Annotated in this window: 14 protein-coding genes; 6 read left to right on the plus strand and 8 right to left on the minus strand. The window is 42.8% G+C overall.

Annotated elements, in window-relative coordinates:
* Nucleotides 1–13: 13 nt before the first annotated feature.
* The 3 genes from WKT12_RS00430 to gmd all read right to left on the minus strand — a co-directional run bounded on the left by WKT12_RS00430 (nucleotide 14) and on the right by gmd (nucleotide 5,214).
* The gene (locus WKT12_RS00430; protein ID WP_340318461.1) at nucleotides 14–2,872 is read right to left on the minus strand and encodes a bifunctional fucokinase/fucose-1-phosphate guanylyltransferase; all 2,859 of its coding nucleotides are present in this window, start codon (nucleotides 2,870–2,872) and stop codon (nucleotides 14–16) included.
* Nucleotides 2,873–2,877: 5 nt separating this feature from the next.
* Complete coding sequence (locus tag WKT12_RS00435) at nucleotides 2,878–3,978, minus strand: GDP-L-fucose synthase family protein (protein ID WP_340318462.1); 1,101 nt, start codon at nucleotides 3,976–3,978, stop codon at nucleotides 2,878–2,880.
* 162 nt (nucleotides 3,979–4,140) lie between these two features.
* Nucleotides 4,141–5,214: a GDP-mannose 4,6-dehydratase gene (gene gmd / locus WKT12_RS00440; RefSeq protein ID WP_340318463.1), complete on the minus strand. Its 1,074-nt coding sequence runs from the start codon at nucleotides 5,212–5,214 to the stop codon at nucleotides 4,141–4,143.
* Nucleotides 5,215–5,540: 326 nt separating this feature from the next.
* On the opposite strand from gmd, the gene WKT12_RS00445 reads away from it, so the two are divergent.
* Nucleotides 5,541–7,073, plus strand: a complete 1,533-nt coding sequence (locus tag WKT12_RS00445; protein ID WP_021971166.1) for a carbon-nitrogen hydrolase family protein — start codon at nucleotides 5,541–5,543, stop codon at nucleotides 7,071–7,073.
* A 109-nt stretch (nucleotides 7,074–7,182) separates the two neighbouring features.
* Nucleotides 7,183–7,626, plus strand: coding sequence for a PepSY-like domain-containing protein (locus WKT12_RS00450; RefSeq protein WP_340318464.1), 444 nt, complete (start codon nucleotides 7,183–7,185; stop codon nucleotides 7,624–7,626).
* A 183-nt stretch (nucleotides 7,627–7,809) separates the two neighbouring features.
* Here the strand turns inward: WKT12_RS00450 and WKT12_RS00455 are convergent, their stop codons facing one another.
* From WKT12_RS00455 to rfbA, 3 genes are all read right to left on the minus strand, one after another.
* Entirely contained in the window at nucleotides 7,810–9,315 is a 1,506-nt protein-coding gene (locus tag WKT12_RS00455; protein ID WP_340318465.1) for a family 43 glycosylhydrolase, read from the minus strand.
* 340 nt (nucleotides 9,316–9,655) lie between these two features.
* The gene (gene rfbC / locus WKT12_RS00460; RefSeq protein WP_340318466.1) at nucleotides 9,656–10,225 is read right to left on the minus strand and encodes a dTDP-4-dehydrorhamnose 3,5-epimerase; all 570 of its coding nucleotides are present in this window, start codon (nucleotides 10,223–10,225) and stop codon (nucleotides 9,656–9,658) included.
* 21 nt (nucleotides 10,226–10,246) lie between these two features.
* Nucleotides 10,247–11,137 (minus strand): glucose-1-phosphate thymidylyltransferase RfbA, encoded by an 891-nt coding sequence (gene rfbA / locus WKT12_RS00465; protein ID WP_021971169.1) that lies wholly within the window; start codon nucleotides 11,135–11,137, stop codon nucleotides 10,247–10,249.
* Nucleotides 11,138–11,276: 139 nt separating this feature from the next.
* Between rfbA and WKT12_RS00470 the strand changes: the two genes are divergently transcribed.
* Together WKT12_RS00470 and WKT12_RS00475 are read left to right on the plus strand one after the other, a co-directional pair.
* A complete protein-coding gene (locus WKT12_RS00470; RefSeq protein ID WP_021971170.1) occupies nucleotides 11,277–11,630 on the plus strand; it encodes a hypothetical protein in 354 nt (117 codons plus the stop codon).
* 12 nt (nucleotides 11,631–11,642) lie between these two features.
* The gene (locus tag WKT12_RS00475; RefSeq protein WP_340318467.1) at nucleotides 11,643–12,773 is read left to right on the plus strand and encodes a glutathionylspermidine synthase family protein; all 1,131 of its coding nucleotides are present in this window, start codon (nucleotides 11,643–11,645) and stop codon (nucleotides 12,771–12,773) included.
* Here the strand turns inward: WKT12_RS00475 and WKT12_RS00480 are convergent.
* Nucleotides 12,757–13,530: a DnaJ domain-containing protein gene (locus WKT12_RS00480; RefSeq protein WP_021971172.1), complete on the minus strand. Its 774-nt coding sequence runs from the start codon at nucleotides 13,528–13,530 to the stop codon at nucleotides 12,757–12,759. The two genes, WKT12_RS00475 and WKT12_RS00480, sit on opposite strands and share 17 nt — an antisense overlap.
* Nucleotides 13,531–13,625: 95 nt before the next feature.
* On the opposite strand from WKT12_RS00480, the gene WKT12_RS00485 reads away from it, so the two are divergent.
* Entirely contained in the window at nucleotides 13,626–14,942 is a 1,317-nt protein-coding gene (locus WKT12_RS00485) for a cobyrinate a,c-diamide synthase (protein WP_340318603.1), read from the plus strand.
* Between the two features lie 19 nt (nucleotides 14,943–14,961).
* Here the strand turns inward: WKT12_RS00485 and WKT12_RS00490 are convergent, their stop codons facing one another.
* Nucleotides 14,962–15,522, minus strand: coding sequence for a sugar O-acetyltransferase (locus WKT12_RS00490; protein WP_021971174.1), 561 nt, complete (start codon nucleotides 15,520–15,522; stop codon nucleotides 14,962–14,964).
* A 741-nt stretch (nucleotides 15,523–16,263) separates the two neighbouring features.
* Between WKT12_RS00490 and WKT12_RS00495 the strand changes: the two genes are divergently transcribed.
* On the plus strand, nucleotides 16,264–17,160 hold the full coding sequence (locus WKT12_RS00495) for a helix-turn-helix domain-containing protein (RefSeq protein ID WP_340318468.1): 897 nt from the start codon (nucleotides 16,264–16,266) through the stop codon (nucleotides 17,158–17,160).
* Nucleotide 17,161: the final 1 nt, after the last annotated feature.

A 17,161-nucleotide genomic window follows, 5' to 3' on the forward strand; every position in this document is an offset into this window, starting at 1 on the left:
AGCTTGATAGTTCTTAACTGCGGCTTACCTCCAAACCTTTGTCAGAAAGACTCATTTCAACAAAACGAGCACGATTATTAGGCGGGTTCTGAGTCAGAATCTTGCGGATACGTACTGCCGCCTCTGGATCTTTTGCTACCATATATAGATATCCGCCACCTCCAGCACCAGGAAGTTTATATCCCAGACAGAGATCGTCTATCTGGCGGGTGATAGCCGCTACTGCATCAGGGTTGGTTCCTGCATCGAGCAATTGGTTCTGCTGCCAAGTCTTTCGTACCAGACGTCCCATCTCTTCAAAACTGTTGCGTTGGATGGCATCATATAAGTCAAGAGCATGTTGTTTCATCTGTCCAAGGAGGTTCAGATGCTCTGTTGAGTTAAGGAACATTCCACGTACGATTTCAGCTAAAATACCTTTGGCTGTACGGGTTATACCTGTATAGTATAGCAAGTGGCACTGACGATATTCGTCGTGCGTGAACAAATGATCTGGTAACCAGCGTACCATAGGCTCCTGATTCCATCCTGAATGTGTCTGTAACAGTTTTACACCTTGCAATACTCCTCCATACTGATCTTGCCAACCGCCACCGGTAGTAAGTAATTGCTCCAGTATCAGTGTACGGCTGCCTATTTCATGCTTGTCCCAGTTTAAACCGCAAAAATCATTTATCGCACCTAAAACTGTAGAGGCAAGAATGGAACTTGTACCTAATCCGGAACCGGCGGGAATTGCAGAAAGTAGTGTTACTTCAATACCTGCTCCAAATGAACGGAGTTTAGCTTCCAGTGAGGGACAAGATTCTGCTGAAAAATCAGGGTGGAAGCCGGCCAGCACCAAGGCTGCTTTAGGTATAGAGAAAGGAGAACCTACTTTGTTAAATGTATGGAGCTCATCAAAGGTTGTAATAACTTCCATTGCTCCCAAATCGATGGAACGAAGAATGATTTTATACTCTTTGCAGGGTTTGACATAAACTTGCAAAGGGGGCTGGCCGTTTAGCTCGATAGCAATATTTACAACATTTCCACCTTCCATCAAGCTGTAGGGAGGTGTATCGGTCCAACCGCCCGCCAAATCTATACGTACAGGACTTCGTCCCCATACTATTTGGTCTGGGTAGACCGAAAGACGAGGCTGTTGTTTATGATTAACTGTCGAAGTCAATCCTTCACGCATCAGGCTAAAAGCTTTTTCTTCTTCTTTTGCAACTTCGTTTGCCAATTGTCCGTTAACATCCTGGAGCTGTAAGGTGCGTGCACGAAACATTGCATCACTTATACGTGTCATTAGAGGAGCCGAGTCGGGAAGGGCTTCGGGTAGTGGTAATTGGTGACGGGCATATTCTTCAGCAGCTTCTTGCAGATTGATCTGATAGAATACACTACGTTCATAATTCTTTGCCAAAGCAATCCAACTGTTTTTGCGGAACATATCGCGCTGCTGTGTCAGTCTACGAAGATTGGCATAAGCTGAAATTTCGTCAGCTGAGACTTTTTTCGATTGCAACCAGATTGTTTTTCCGGCCTCTAAATCAGGTTCACTTGTCATCCATCGCATAACTAATCCCAAATCGTCTATCGAACTGCATATAGGAAATATGCGTGCAGACTGAAGGTCGTGATTCTGTTCAATCATATCAGGAGTTAGTCCGCGGGTGGAAAGCCACTCCTTTACAGCTATGCCTTGATATAGTGTTGAATCATTTTCCAGACTACCTTTGAATGCATCGTTAAAGCCATAAGGGCGAGCTGCATAATCGTTTTCTCCCATTGGTACTACATCGATACAAATACCTTCTGGTACATTAATATGCCATTGGTTGACAGGTACTCCTGTTATAATATTACGACAGTGAAGATTCCACTCTTTACCTATACAACTGTTTTCAATCCATACTTCAGGATTCTTGGCGGTCAGCGTATAGTCTATTATTGCATTCTGTACAAAGATTGCAGGATGTGGTTTAACCTTTTTGTGCATGATGGCTCGTTGGTCAATAACACAATTTTGTACAGCCAGGGTAGATGAAATCATTTCCCGACTTGTACCATAATGGTGAAATTCACCTCCTGGTAGTGGAAGAATTGCTACAGTCAATTCGTTTAATTCCTTATCTTTTATGCGCGGATGTCTGCCGAGGGCAGGACCGAAATCAGAGTACATGTCATAAAAGCCAATGGAACCATCTGACTTAAGTGAACGCTTTACCATCAGTTCGATAGCTCGGTCGCTTAATAGCCAGATACCTATATCCATAAGGAAGAGATAGTTTTGCATCAAAGTTCCTAGCTCTTCTACGCTTGGCTTTTGTAGCATGAAGTCCAGCTCCTCTGGATTATTGCGTGATGAAACGAATACACCATGATTTTTAGCTAATTCAGGATCTACCCATAAGCCATAGCATACGACGTCAACATCGGGGATGTCTTGAAGTGCTTCTTTTGCGCGAATATAAACGTCACCACTGGCTATAAGAGTATGTAAGCTGTCAGGAGCTTTTTGCATAATTTGCTCATAAAGAGGAAGCTGAAGTGACAGCAGATTTTGTGTGAGTCGTTGTCCGCGTCCCCAGCGGAATACGGGGATAGGAGTGAGGATTTTTCCTGATGGAGCGTAGGCTGGCAATCTTCGGCTCTGTCCACCGGCGTGTAACAGAATACGTTTTTCACTACTTAACCAGTCGGTAAGTGAGGATGCGTTGCCTTCATGTTCTTTACATGCTTGCAACAGCCATGCAGTACCTCCACCTGATCCTAATTTTGCTCCTATAGGATCGGATGTACAAAACCATTCGTTATGACTTGCGTGTTCTATATCGTAAAAGCATTCCACTAAATTGGGTGGAAGTGACAAAAGTTTTTTCATTTTGGTTATATAGTTTGGTGATTGATACAAATACCTTTCAGGTACCATTCGTACAGTCGATGTATACCTTCGTCTATCTCTATTTTATGCTGCCATCCCAGGCTATGTAATTTTGATACATCCGTTAGTTTGCGCATGGTACCATCCGGTTTAGAGGCATCCCAACGAAGTTTACCCTTGAAGCCAATTTCCTTTATTATTTTTTCTGCTACTTCGCGGATGGATAATTCTTTGCCTGTTCCAACGTTTATATGACAATTGCGTATCTCTTTTGAGCCTTCGGTATAAGTATCTTTAAAATCTACGTTCAATAATACATGTACACTGGCATCTGCCATTTCTTCACTCCATAAAAATTCGCGCAATGGCTTTCCGGTTCCCCAAAGCGTTACAGTTTGAGGAGTAATACCGAACTTAGCCAACTTATCAAGAATTTCCTGGTCCGAATAGCTCCCGTCAACACCTTCTACCGGTCGTAGGTCGATATCTTTGCGGACAGCATCCCAGTTGTTCTCATTCAAGCATTTTGCTAAATGAATTTTACGGATCATAGCCGGCAGTACATGACTGTTTTCTAAATGGAAATTATCGTTAGGACCGTATAGGTTAGTTGGCATGACGGCTATATAGTTTGTACCATATTGCAAATTGAAACTTTCACACATCTTTAGTCCCGCTATCTTAGCAATAGCGTATGGTTCATTAGTGTATTCTAATGGAGAAGTTAGAAGTGCTTCTTCTTTCATAGGCTGTGGAGCTTCACGTGGGTAGATACAGGTACTACCTAAAAATAGCAATTTCTTTACGCCATGACGGAAACTTTCTCCTATCACATTTTGCTGGATTTGTAAGTTCTGGTAGATAAAATCCGCACGGTACTGCAAGTTTGCCATAATACCTCCCACATGTGCTGCAGCCAGTACTACAGCATCGGGACGCTCTTCATCGAAGAAATTTCGTACGGCCACCGGATCAAGCAAATCTAACTCCTTGTGTGTGCGTCCTATCAGATTGGTATATCCACGTTGCATCAGATTTTCCCAAATAGCAGAACCGACTAAACCACGGTGTCCTGCCACATATATTTTTGCTGATTTTTCTAACATGTTAAATTTGTTTTAAAGCAGGGAAGTGAACTTAATGTTTAAGTTCGCCTTTATGGAATTCTATTTTTAGAGTTATCCTAATTTTTCTTATGTACTTTAATCTTACAGAAGATTAATTGCAGAAATTAGAAGCCAACTCTGATTCTATTAAAAATAAAATATTTACTCCATTTTAGCATGTAGCTTTTTTACGAATTTCATGTCATGTTCTATCATGATACGTACTAGCTCAGCAAAAGGTGTCTTGGTAGGATTCCAGCCTAAAAGTGTTTTTGCTTTAGTCGGATCACCTAATAATTGTTCAACTTCGCATGGACGGAAATATTTGGGGTCGACTTCTACTAAAATTCGTCCGGTAGCTCGGTCGATACCTTTTTCGTCAACACCACTACCTTGCCATTCAAGCTCGATGCCCAGGTATTGAAATGCCAGCGTACAGAATTCACGTACAGTGTGCATTTCACCAGTAGCTATGACAAAATCTTCCGGCTTATCATACTGAAGAATAAGCCACATACATTCTACATAATCTTTAGCATAACCCCAGTCACGGCGTGCATCCAGATTTCCCAAATACAATTTGTCCTGGAAACCTTGTTTGATACGGGCGGCTGCTAATGTGATTTTACGAGTTACAAATGTTTCTCCACGACGTTCAGACTCATGATTAAACAAGATTCCGTTTACGGCAAACATGTTGTAGCTTTCACGATAATTTTTAGTAATCCAAAAACCATATTGCTTGGCGACGCCATACGGAGACCGTGGATAGAACGGAGTAGTTTCTTTCTGAGGAACCTCTTGTACTTTACCGAAAAGTTCGGAGGTGGATGCCTGATAGATGCGGCAAGTTTTTTCCAAACCGCAGATACGTACAGCTTCCAGCAATCGCAATGTACCTATCGCGTCCGCTTCGGCAGTATATTCGGGGACGTCGAATGAAACTTTTACATGGCTTTGTGCTGCCAGATTATAGATTTCAGTAGGGTGGATGTCTCCAATGATTCGTATTAGTGAACTGGAATCTGTCATATCTCCCCAGTGAAGATTTACTAAACGTGATTGTTTCATATCACGTACCCATTCGTCCAAATATAAATGTTCAATACGTCCCGTATTGAATGACGATGAACGGCGTAGAATACCATGTACCTCATATCCTTTTTCAATAAGGAATTCGGCCAGATATGAACCGTCTTGTCCGGTAATACCGGTTATTAAAGCAACTTTTCTCATAAATGAATTTTTCTCAACAGATTAAATATCATTTTATATATGGCAAAGATATATCAAAAAAATAGCATGGCAAAAAAATGCCTGATTTTCTTATTTCTACAGAAAATCACTTTATTACTCATAGTTCAGTAGTCGTTTATCTGCTTTTGTGCGATAAGTATATAGATTTGAAAATGTCTATTTATGAAAATAATTTCGTGATAGTTGGAATGGATTAAATATTCTTTTATTTTCATAAGGGAAAAGCTGACTGAAAAAAAGATTGTTGGTTGTATAGCCGAATAGATTTATTTGTACTTTTGCCTTGCATAAAAATAATATATGTTATGAAACCGATCCAAAAAATCAATAAGGTGGAAGTCCGCAACCTGCAAATCGAGGACTATGCCCAGCTTGCACAGTCGTTTACCCGCGTCTATGCAGATAAAGATGTCTTCTGGACACATGAACAGATAGAAAAATTGATTACTATTTTCCCGGAAGGACAGATTGTAACTGTCGTTGATGATAAGATTGTGGGATGTGCATTATCTATTATTGTAGATTACGATATGGTAAAAGGGGATCATACCTATGCCAAGGTAACAGGAAACGAAACGTTCAATACGCATAATCCTAAGGGAAATATCTTATATGGTATCGAGGTCTTTATTCATCCTGATTACAGAGGTCTGCGATTGGCTCGCCGTATGTATGAGTACCGTAAGGAGCTTTGTGAAAAGCTGAATTTAAAAGCTATTATGTTTGGCGGACGTATTCCGAACTATCATAAGTATGCTGATACGATGCGTCCGAAAGAATATATTGAAAAGGTTCGTTCACGTGAAATTTATGATCCGGTATTGACCTTCCAGCTTTCGAACGATTTCCATGTACGTCGTGTAATGCGTAATTATTTGCCAAACGATGAAGAATCCAAACATTGTGCGACCTTGTTGCAGTGGGATAATATTTATTATCAGCCACCTACAGATTCGTATGTAGACCGTAAGACAACCGTACGTGTGGGACTGGTACAGTGGCAGATGCGTTCGTATAAAACACTGGATGATGTATTCGAGCAAGTGGAATTTTTTATCGATGCTGTATCGGGTTATAAAAGTGACTTTGTATTGTTCCCCGAGTATTTCAATGCGCCGTTGATGGCAAAGTTCAACGATATGGGAGAAGCGCAGTCCATTCGTGCCTTGGCTCAATATACAGAAGAAGTACGCGACCGTTTTATCAATCTTGCCATTAAGCATAATATCAATATTATTACTGGTAGTATGCCTTATGTAAAAGAAGATAACGGATTATATAATGTCGGTTTCTTGTGCCGTCGTGACGGTACTTATGAGATGTATGAAAAGGTACATGTTACTCCGGATGAAGTAAAAAGCTGGGGACTTAGTGGAGGACGTATGGTGAAGACCTTCGATACGGACTGTGCCAAGATCGGTGTACTGATTTGCTATGATGTGGAATTCCCTGAATTGTCGCGCCTTATGGCTGATCAAGGTATGCAGATTTTGTTTGTACCTTTCCTGACCGATACACAAAATGGTTATTCACGTGTACGTGTATGTGCGCAAGCTCGTGCTATAGAAAATGAATGTTTTGTGGTTATAGCCGGAAGTGTAGGTAATCTGCCTCGTGTACACAATATGGATATTCAGTATGCTCAGTCGGGGGTATTTACTCCTTGTGACTTTGCTTTCCCTACAGATGGAAAACGTGCTGAAGCGACTCCGAATACAGAAATGATTCTGGTATCAGATATTGATCTTGACTTGTTGAGTGAATTACATACGTACGGAAGTGTACGTAACCTGCGAGACCGTCGTAGTGACTTGTATGAGCTTAAAATGAAAAAATGAGATAAAAAGTGAATTTTACAGGAAGATTCCCAATTCTTTTCAGATTCGGGCGATAGTTTTGCATTAGAAAATTAAAACAAATCAATTATAAACTTAAAAACTTACGATTATGAAAAAATTGGTATTCTTCCTGGTATGTTTGTTCACGATGCAAGTTGTAGTAGCAGATAACGATAAACCTATTAATTTCGAACAGCTCCCTCAGGTAGCTCAGACATTCGTCAAGAAACATTTTGCTAATAAGAGTATTGCTTTTTCGAAAGTAGATAAGGATCTATTTGATACGACTTACGACGTGATGTTTGTTGACGGCGACAGACTGGAGTTCGACAAGCAAGGAAATTGGAAAGAAATGAAATGCAAGCGTACTTCTGTTCCTGAAGCTGCTGTTCCGGCACAGATTGTAAAATACGTAAAGACAAATTATCCTGATGCTAAAATTATACAAATTGAAAAAGACCGATATGAGTATGAAGTAAAATTGTCTAATTTTTGGGATTTGAAATTTGACTTGAAATATAATCTGATTGATATGGATCGTGATGATGATTAAACTGGTTATTACTACTTGATAAAGTTACAGAAAAAAATAAAAAATGCAGGCCTTAAGTTTGAGGTCTGCATTTTTTATTTGCTTGTTGTCGTAGTCCAAGACACGTACGAATGTTTCGATTAAGTTAAAGTCTTTTTAATGTGTCGGACAGTTTTTTGAAGAGCACAATTTTAAACATATATGTCAGAGTGCCTGATAGGTGAAATTGGTAACGTAGACTTCGCCTTCACCTCCAGCGTAAATACCTGGACGTACAGAGAGAAACTCTCCTAATGTGTTATGATGATATCCTTGCATATCGAAGCCCCATGGATATTTGTGCCATGTCTTTCCGTCGCTACTATACCATCCTGAGATTATATTATTAACATTTTGCAGTCGTATCCACAAACGACACTTGCCATCTTTGAATTTTATTTCTACTTTAGGCTGGTTGCGATGTACAGCTCCTCGGCGATAGCGTAATAGTTCTCCGGGGCGGAAGCCTAATCCGAAATGCATATCCTTATTATAATACATCACTAAACCAGCAGATGCTTTTTCATTGTTCAGTTCCAGACACGCTTCGATTTTGTAACTGTGATCTCCTGCTCGTGCTAAAAGGGGAGATGCATCTTGAGGACTATTGCCTTTACCTTGTAGTGTAATTTGCTCGGGAGATACATGAAACCTGGTGGAGAAGTTTTCTCCGGCTGCTTGCCATACAAAATCTTTTATATGACGTTGCTTGGGACGCTGAGGAGTAGGAAGCGGAGCTGGCTGGTTCGTCAGGTGTAGCCATTTGTCCTTACCAATCGTAACTTCACGTACTAATGTTTGACGTCCCAATGTCAGAAAACCTTTTTCATAACCATGAAAGAACAGCAGTAATTTGCCATCCGGAGTATCAACTATCGATCCATGCCCCTGACTCCACCATGTTTCCTCGGGAGATAAGGTACGAAGTAATGGATTTTGGGGAGCGTTTTCCCATGGACCTTGTATCTTTTTGGAACGTGCCTGTATTACCATATGGCCGGTAGGGGGACCGGCTGTACCACCTTCAGCAGCTAATAGATAATACCATTCTCCTATTTTCTTTACATTAAGTCCTTCGAGAGAGAAACTTTCTATATCCCATTCTTCAGGAATTTCCCAACCTTTATAGATTATTGTCGGTTTAGCAGTGATCGAAAGACCATCTTTACTTAGAGGATGCAAATCTCCTGAGCTAAGTAATAAATAGCGGTTTCCTTCGTCGTCAGTAACATGCTCGGGATCTATACCGCCTACTTTTAAGTCGATTGGTGTACTCCAGGGACCTTCAGGACTATCTGCCCATGTTACCATATTTGTTTTTTCTCCTTTTTCATTGCGAGTCGGGAAATAAATGTAAAAGCGATTGTTATATACACATAAATCGGGTGCCCAAATATCTCCATTATATTCTGGTAAAGCTGCAGAACATGGAGTCCAGTCGGCAAGGTTCTTGGAATTGTAAACAATGAGTCCCGGGTTATAAATGAAAGATGAATGTACCATGTAATAGGTATCGTTGACCCGTACTACAGAGGGATCGGGCATGTCGCCTTCCAGTAGTCGGATTGTTGTGGAAGGTAATGTTGTTTTGTCTTGTTCCTTTTGTCCCTCATTCCCGGTGCAAGCCGTAAACAAAGCGGCCAGCAAGAGGGTGTAAAAACTTGTTTTCATAGTTATAAAATTTGTGTTAGTGTTTCGTTTTGCAAGTTCGTTAAAAGGGGCGAGAAATGCAAATGTTTAAACAAGGATTAATTCCGAGCCCTTGAGTCTTGGGAATATTTCTGCCCTTCTCGAGTGGAAATAATGGATTTGTCTTTTAAAATTAGGATAGTAACTTCTTAGGAAATTGATTGATTTAGGAATTTGGAGATTGATTTGAAGGAAATATATCAGGCTGGCCATAAACTTTCGGCAACCAATGAGCTGGTTGTTTATAATAAAACAAGCGGACATTTTTCAATGAAATAAGGTTGAGAAATGTTCGCCTGCTTATTTATTTATGGATTGCAGTTCAATAGAGCTCTTCATTGTAATTGAATAACCAGTCTGCGTCCTTCAGAAGCGGATGATGTTTATCCTTTTCGGAAAGAACGACCTTGTCAGCCGGAATCCGCCAGTCAATACTAAGAGCCGGATCATTCCATGCTATGGCACCTTCACTCTGAGGAGCATAGAAATTATCACATTTATACTGGAAAATAACTTCCTCGGTCAAAACGCTGAATCCGTGCGCAAAACCACGTGGAATAAAGAACTGACGGTGATTTTCCTCGGTCAGTTCAACAGCTACATGCTGTCCGAAAGTAGGAGAGCCTTTACGGATATCTACAGCAACATCGAGAACTGCCCCCTTTACAACACGGACCAGCTTGCTCTGTGCAAAGGGAGGTTTCTGGAAATGTAGCCCGCGTAATACACCGTAGCTTGATTTACTTTCATTATCTTGCACAAAACGTACAGTACGCACCTGTGCATTGAAATCTCTTTCAGAAAAAGATTCAAAAAAATATCCTCTGTCGTCTTTAAACAAACGGGGCTCGATAATGACCACCCCGTCGATAGCTGTTTTGATAACGTTCATTTTCTTTATATAAATAAATATTTAATCGTTCAGTCCCAGTTCATCAATTACTTTTAGCAGATACTGGCCATATTGGTTTTTTAGCATAGGCTGTGCAAGCTGACGCATTTTTTCAGCAGTAATCCAGCCATGGCGTAAAGCTATGCCTTCCAGACAGGCAACTTTCAGTCCCTGACGTTTTTCTATCACTTCGATGTAAGTAGATGCTTCAGCCAGTGAATCGTGTGTGCCAGTATCAAGCCATGCAAATCCACGTCCCAGCGTTTGCACTTTTAATTCCCCATCGGCAAGGAAACGTTGGTTGACAGTTGTAATTTCAAGCTCTCCTCGTGCCGATGGTTTGATATGCTTGGCTATGTCTACAACCTTGTTCGGATAGAAATAAAGTCCGGTTACCGCATAGTTCGATTTGGGATGTTCAGGTTTTTCTTCAATGGAAAGACAGTTTCCCGCTTCATCAAATTCTGCAACTCCATAACGTTCAGGGTCGCTTACCCAGTAACCGAAGACTGTTGCTTTTGCTTCTTCTTCCGCTGTACGGACAGCCTCTTTAAGCATGGCAGTAAATCCGTTGCCGTGGAAGATGTTGTCACCAAGTACCAGACAAGCGGCATCATTACCGATAAACTTTTCGCCGATGATGAATGCCTGTGCCAGTCCATCGGGTGAAGGCTGTTCTGCATATTCAAAATGTACGCCGAAATCACTTCCGTCACCCAGCAGACGACGGAATCCCGGAAGGTCGTATGGAGTAGATATAATAAGTATTTCGCGTATTCCGGCAAGCATCAGCGTTGAAATGGGATAATATACCATAGGCTTGTCGAAGATGGGGAGCAGTTGTTTGGAAACTCCTTTTGTAATGGGGTAGAGGCGAGTACCTGAACCTCCCGCTAAAACTATACCTTTCATAATTCTTCTGTGTTTTTTCTATTTCTATGCAAAGTAAGAAGATTTTCTTATATCGGCAAAGTTTTCGGTTGTAAAGTAGTTATGTTAGGGATTTTATCTATTTTTGTGCATCCTATTTACATAAAATAATTAAGATTCAATGAATAGACGACACTATCTGGTGGCAGCAATGTGTCTGATGACGCTGGCTGCTTGCACACAGAAGACCGAATTACCCGAGAATCCGAAAGACAAGGAAGAATATCGCGACAGTCAGGGCAACAGTTGGATTTACAATGCCATGCTGATGCGTTGGGCCTTGATGCCTTCTCTTGCCAACGGACTGAGTACGACTCATTATTATTATCCGAAGTCGGGTTCGTGGACCGATGCGAACGGTACTCGTGTGAACGCTCCTTCGGGAGTAAAGGTCAGCCCGTCGGGTACAAATAAGTCGAAATCGAGTGGGAATGTGTTTGGTACTACCCGCCGTTCATATAGTATTCACGGATAAACTCTGGGTAAGATGGAAAGAATCAACGTTATCCCTCGTCCTGATTACAAGGAGAAAATAGAGGCTTTAGGCTTCGATTTTCATGGAGATTACTGGCGGGAGGAAGCTTGTTACCGCTTTACGACAGCCGAAATTGAGAAACTGGAAGAAGCGACAAGGGAAGCCTATCGCATGTATTGTGAGGCTGCCGAATACATTATCTCGGAAAAGCCGGAATTTATGGAACGCATGTTGCAGATTCCTCCTGAGATTTGTGAGCGCATCCGCGAGTCATGGAATCGGGATGAATTGAGCTTGTACGGACGTTTCGATTTCCTGCTCGACGGGAAAGGAGTACCTCGTATTCTGGAGTTTAATGCTGATACGCCTACCTCCCTGCTCGAAGCATCAGTCATCCAGTGGCAGTGGAAGGAAGAATGTTTCCCGGAGTGCGACCAGTACAATGGCATTCATGAAGGTTTGGTGCAGTCGTGGAAAGATATTTTCCCGGCGGGAAGCGATATACATTTTGCCGGAGCACTCGACGACCACGAAGATACCGGAACCTTGCAATATCTGGCAAGTACGGCTATGGAAGCAGGTTTCTCTACCCGTGTGCTCGACATGAATACCATGAACTTGCAGGACGGTCTTTTTTACGACCCCTCCGGTGAACGTATCCGCAGATGTTTCAAACTTTATCCTTGGGAATGGATGGTAAACGAAAGTCCGGACGGATGTCTGGCTCAGGTGGAATGGCTGGAACCTATCTGGAAACTGGTGATGTCGAACAAGGCCATTCTGAGTGTCTTGTACGAATTGTTCCCCGATTCACCTTATGTTTTGCCTTGTTATTTATCACGTCCGCAGCAGGGAACATTTTGCAAGAAGCCGGTCTTCTCGCGCGAAGGACATAATGTAAGTGTAGTCGATATCCGCCAATGGGAAGAGCATGCACTTCTGAAAGAAACGGAGGGTGACTACAATACGGGAGCTTATGTCTATCAAGAGTATGTAAAACCCACAACCTATAGCGGACGTTATCCGGTCATCGGGTCGTGGATAGTAGGAGGAGAGCCTGCCGGAATCGGTATTCGTGAGAATCGTACCGAGATAACCGACAATCTCTCCGAGTTTGTCCCGCATATTATTTCATGCCTCTAGCCTTGTAGATACGTTCCTTGGCATTGTTGATGCTTTGGAACTTTTCTTCTGCGGCCTTGCGGATGTCTTCTCCCAGCGTAGCTACGCGGTCGGGATGATGCTTCAGCGCAAGGCGGCGATAGGCGGCGCGCACCTCATCGTCGGTAGCCGTAGGTTCTACTTCCAATACCTTGTAGGCTTCTTCCAGCGAGTCGCCGGACAAGTTCAGCATCGATTCTACTTCCTTGGCCGACAGTTGCATAGACTGTGCGACCTCTTTCAGTGCGTCAATTTCGGCCGCGCACACATTTCCGTCGCTGCGTGCTATCTGTGCCAGAAAACTTAGCAGTTGCAGACGCTCCTCATAGCTCATGTTGGCTGCAATCTGTGCGCCACATTCGCGTATGGTATTCTGAAAAGCGTGCGGGTTGGTTGCGTCCATCTGCTTGCGCTGTTCAAACAAGTTCAGCAGAATCTGTTCACCTTCCGTTACGGCATTCTCCCCGAAATTGGTTCGCAGAAAGCGCCGTACAAACTCCATTTCACTGTGCATGATTTTTCCGTCGGCACGGATGATATACGAAGCCATGACCAGCAGCGAGAACAGAAAACTGTTTCGCTGTCCTTCGTATGTTGCGTTTCCGTTGTCGGTACCCATATTTTCGGGTACATATGCAGCTTTGTCGAACAGTGAGCCGATGGCATAACCCGCCAGTGCTCCCAGTGGTCCCATAGCCATGAATCCCATGATACCACCAATCCATTTTCCTAATTTCATTTATGCGATATTAATTTTTAGTTTTACGCGATAAAGGTAGTAAAAACCGCGGAATATTTTATAGGCATACAGAAAATCCTTACATTTGTGGCATGATGAAACCACAACTACTGATTGGAGCTGCCGCTTCGGGCAGTGGAAAAACTATTTTTACCATGGGACTGCTGCGGGCACTGAAGAAACGTGGCTTGCAGGCACAGCCGTTTAAATGCGGTCCCGATTATATTGATACCCAGTTTCACGCGGTTGCAGCCGGACGTCCGTCGGTGAATCTTGATACGTGGATGATGCACCACCATCATATTCAGCGTATCTATAACCGCCAGTCGGAGGATGCTGATGTCTGTGTGACTGAAGGGGTCATGGGATTATTCGACGGATACAGCCGCGACAAAGGTAGTGCGGCTGAAATAGCCCGGCTTCTGAATCTTCCTGTAGTGCTGCTGGTGAATGCACGTACCGCAGCTTATTCCGTGGCTCCCATGCTTTTCGGCTTCAGACATTTTGCGCGAGGTATGAAGATAGCAGGAGTTGTGTTCAATCAGGTTTCATCGGCTTCGCATTATGCTTTTCTAAAAGAGGCTTGTACCGATGCCGGGCTGGAGGCTTTGGGGTATCTTCCGTATTCAGAAGAACTGTATGTACCTTCTCGCCATTTGGGACTGACACTGACGGCGCGGACTTCCATGAACGAGATTGTGGAAAAAGCCTCGGTTCTGGTCGAGAAATATGTGGAGATGGATAAGCTGCTGAACTTGTGTCAGTCGGTTTTTCCCTGTCCGTATACGTTGCCTTATGTTTCTGAAACGGCTGTTGAAGAAACTTTGCGCCGGAAACTGAAGATAGCGGTTGCAAGAGATGAAGCGTTCTGCTTCATCTATTACGAAAACCTGAAGCGCTTGGCCGAGCAGGGACGGATTACATTTTTCAGCCCTCTGCGCGATAGCAAGCTCCCGGCAGCCGATTTAGTCTATCTTCCGGGAGGGTATCCCGAACTCTATGCACGCCGTTTGCACCATCGCCGGGAAATCATGCAGCAGTTGTGCGATTATGCAGCAGAGGGTGGCAAGATTTATGCCGAATGTGGCGGCATGATGTATCTGGGACGTACGCTCACTACGCGAAAAGGGGCAGCATTTGATATGGCAGGTGTGTTGCCGATAGATTGTACGGTGGAGCATCCACGCCTCCAAGCAGGCTATCGCGAAACGGAATACAACGGTGTGTCGTTGCGGGGGCATGAGTTCCATTTTTCGGAGGTTGTTTCTTCCGGTAACTTGGCTTCTGTTGCCCGTTTATGTGATGCATGTGGCACTGAGGTCGACACTCCTTTGTACCGATACAAAAACGTCATTGCAGGATATACCCATTGGTACTGGGGAGAAACCGACCTCATGCAGTTATGGAAATAAACGAAACCGTTTCGCTAAGTTAAATGTGGCGGATAACCCGTGCCGGAACCCCGCCGACAATCGTATTTTCGGGCACATCTTTCGTAACTACCGCACCGGCTCCTACTACAGCATTGTCGCCGATGGTCACTCCTTGCAGGATAGTTGCATTGGAGCCCACCCAAACATTTTTACCAAGCACGATAGGTGCCGGATAAGTGGTCTGCCGGTCTTCTGGAGCCAGCCCGTGGTTCAGGGTGGCAAACACCACGTTATGTCCAATCTGGCAGCCGTCGCCCAAGACGACTCCTCCGTGATCCTGAAAATGACAGCAGGCGTTGATGAATACATCTTTTCCTATCGTAATATTTTTTCCGAAATCAGTATAAAAGGGTGGGAAGACGCGGAAAGAGCTGTCTACCTCTTTCCCAAACAGGCGCGACAGCAAGGCGCGTACCTCTTCGGGAGTATGGTAAGCATTGTTCAGCTCGAAAGTAATGCGTCGAGCCTCGTTGCTCATATCGTTCATAAACTGATGGATTTCGGCTGTGTTGAGTGCACGGCGTGTCTTCACATATGCTAAGAAATCAGGAAGTGTCATAACTTTTATATATTGATTGTTTATGCTACAAAGTTACTTCGGGTTATGTAAAGATGTTGTAGATAAATTACAGAGACTATAACCTTTATTACAGATTTTGTATCGACCTGCTTCTCTCGACGGGCGTATGCAACGGGGTTTTGCAGGATACGTTATTCTTCTTTGGGCAGACCTCGAGGTAAAGAAACTGGCAGTTTCTTGAAACATGCCGACAAGTCCTCTGTTTTTTGTACAAAAAATAAAATCTTTTGTACAAATTTTGAAAAAAGATGCAGAGGTTTTTGAGGAAACTTCCTGACCTGACGGATAGTGTCTGCTGGACAAGTTTTTTGATTGTTATACTCCCTTGAACCAAACGTGCTTTTAAGGCTTGGGTAGAAGTGCTTTCTATGAGTGCTGCAGTGAATGAATTTTTATTTGCTGTCAATTAAATTTGATTACTTTCCCTGTGATTGTTGTTTTTAGTTTTGCTGACCGGATGAACTGGCAGTGAATGTTTCCTCGTTTGCCGGACTGCAAGTTGATAATGAAATACAGGCAAGTAGTATGAAGGAAAAAGGTGATAGTCTTTTTATGGAACATTCTTTTTTTTGAATTATCGTTGTCATTTGTTTTCTGATACAGAATGTGGAATATAAATCATTGGTATATGCATCCGGATTACTGATTTATGTATCGGGCGTTTACGGTTTTGTGGGTTGTGTATTTATTGGTATCTTTGTACGGATAAAAACAGAAAATATGGGAGATGTTATCAGATTCGATTCAGTAGAGCAATATAATAAATTGTATGGTCAGGAAACTCTTCATCCATTAGTGACGGTAGTCGACTTATCTAAGGCCTCAACATTTCCGACACATGCTATAATGAATTTTGGATTGTATGCTCTTTTCTTGAAGCAAACTCGTTGTGGTGATTTACGGTATGGCAAACAGACGTACGATTATCAGGAAGGTACAGTGACAAGTTTTGCTCCGGGGCAAGTAGTTGAAGTGAATATGGAACCGGGAGTACGCCCTTTGTCGTATGGTTTGTTGTTTCATCCAGACTTGATAAAAGGGACTCCACTCGGGCAGGAGATAAAGCATTATTCTTTCTTCTCTTATGCATCGAATGAAGCATTGCATCTTTCGGATGAGGAAAAAGGTATTTTTCGCGATTGTCTGGATAAGATTCATTTGGAGCTCGTCCGTCCGGCTGATAAACACAGCAAAAAGTTGATTTCGCGTAACATTGAATTGTTGCTGGATTACTGTATGCGTTTTTATGAAAGGCAGTTTGTTACTCGGACAAAGGTGAATAGAGGAATCTTAGTTCAGTTTGAAGAACTGCTGGAACAATATTTTCAAAGTGACCGTCCGCAAGTACAAGGACTTCCTACCGTGAAATATTTTGCCGATAGTGTGCATTTATCGCCTAACTATTTTGGTGATTTGATAAAGAAAGAAACAGGTAAGACTGCCCAAGAATATATTTTGGAAAAACTGATTGACGTAGCAAAGGAAGAAATCTTGGGCACGGACAAGAGTGTCAGTGAGATTGCGTATGGATTGGGCTTTCAATATCCTCAGCATTTTACTCGTATTTTTAAGAAAACGGTAGGGTATACTCCTTCGGCATATAGGATAATTCGGTAGA

Source organism: Phocaeicola sp. HCN-6420, from assembly GCF_037890145.1.
Taxonomy (GTDB): domain Bacteria; phylum Bacteroidota; class Bacteroidia; order Bacteroidales; family Bacteroidaceae; genus Phocaeicola.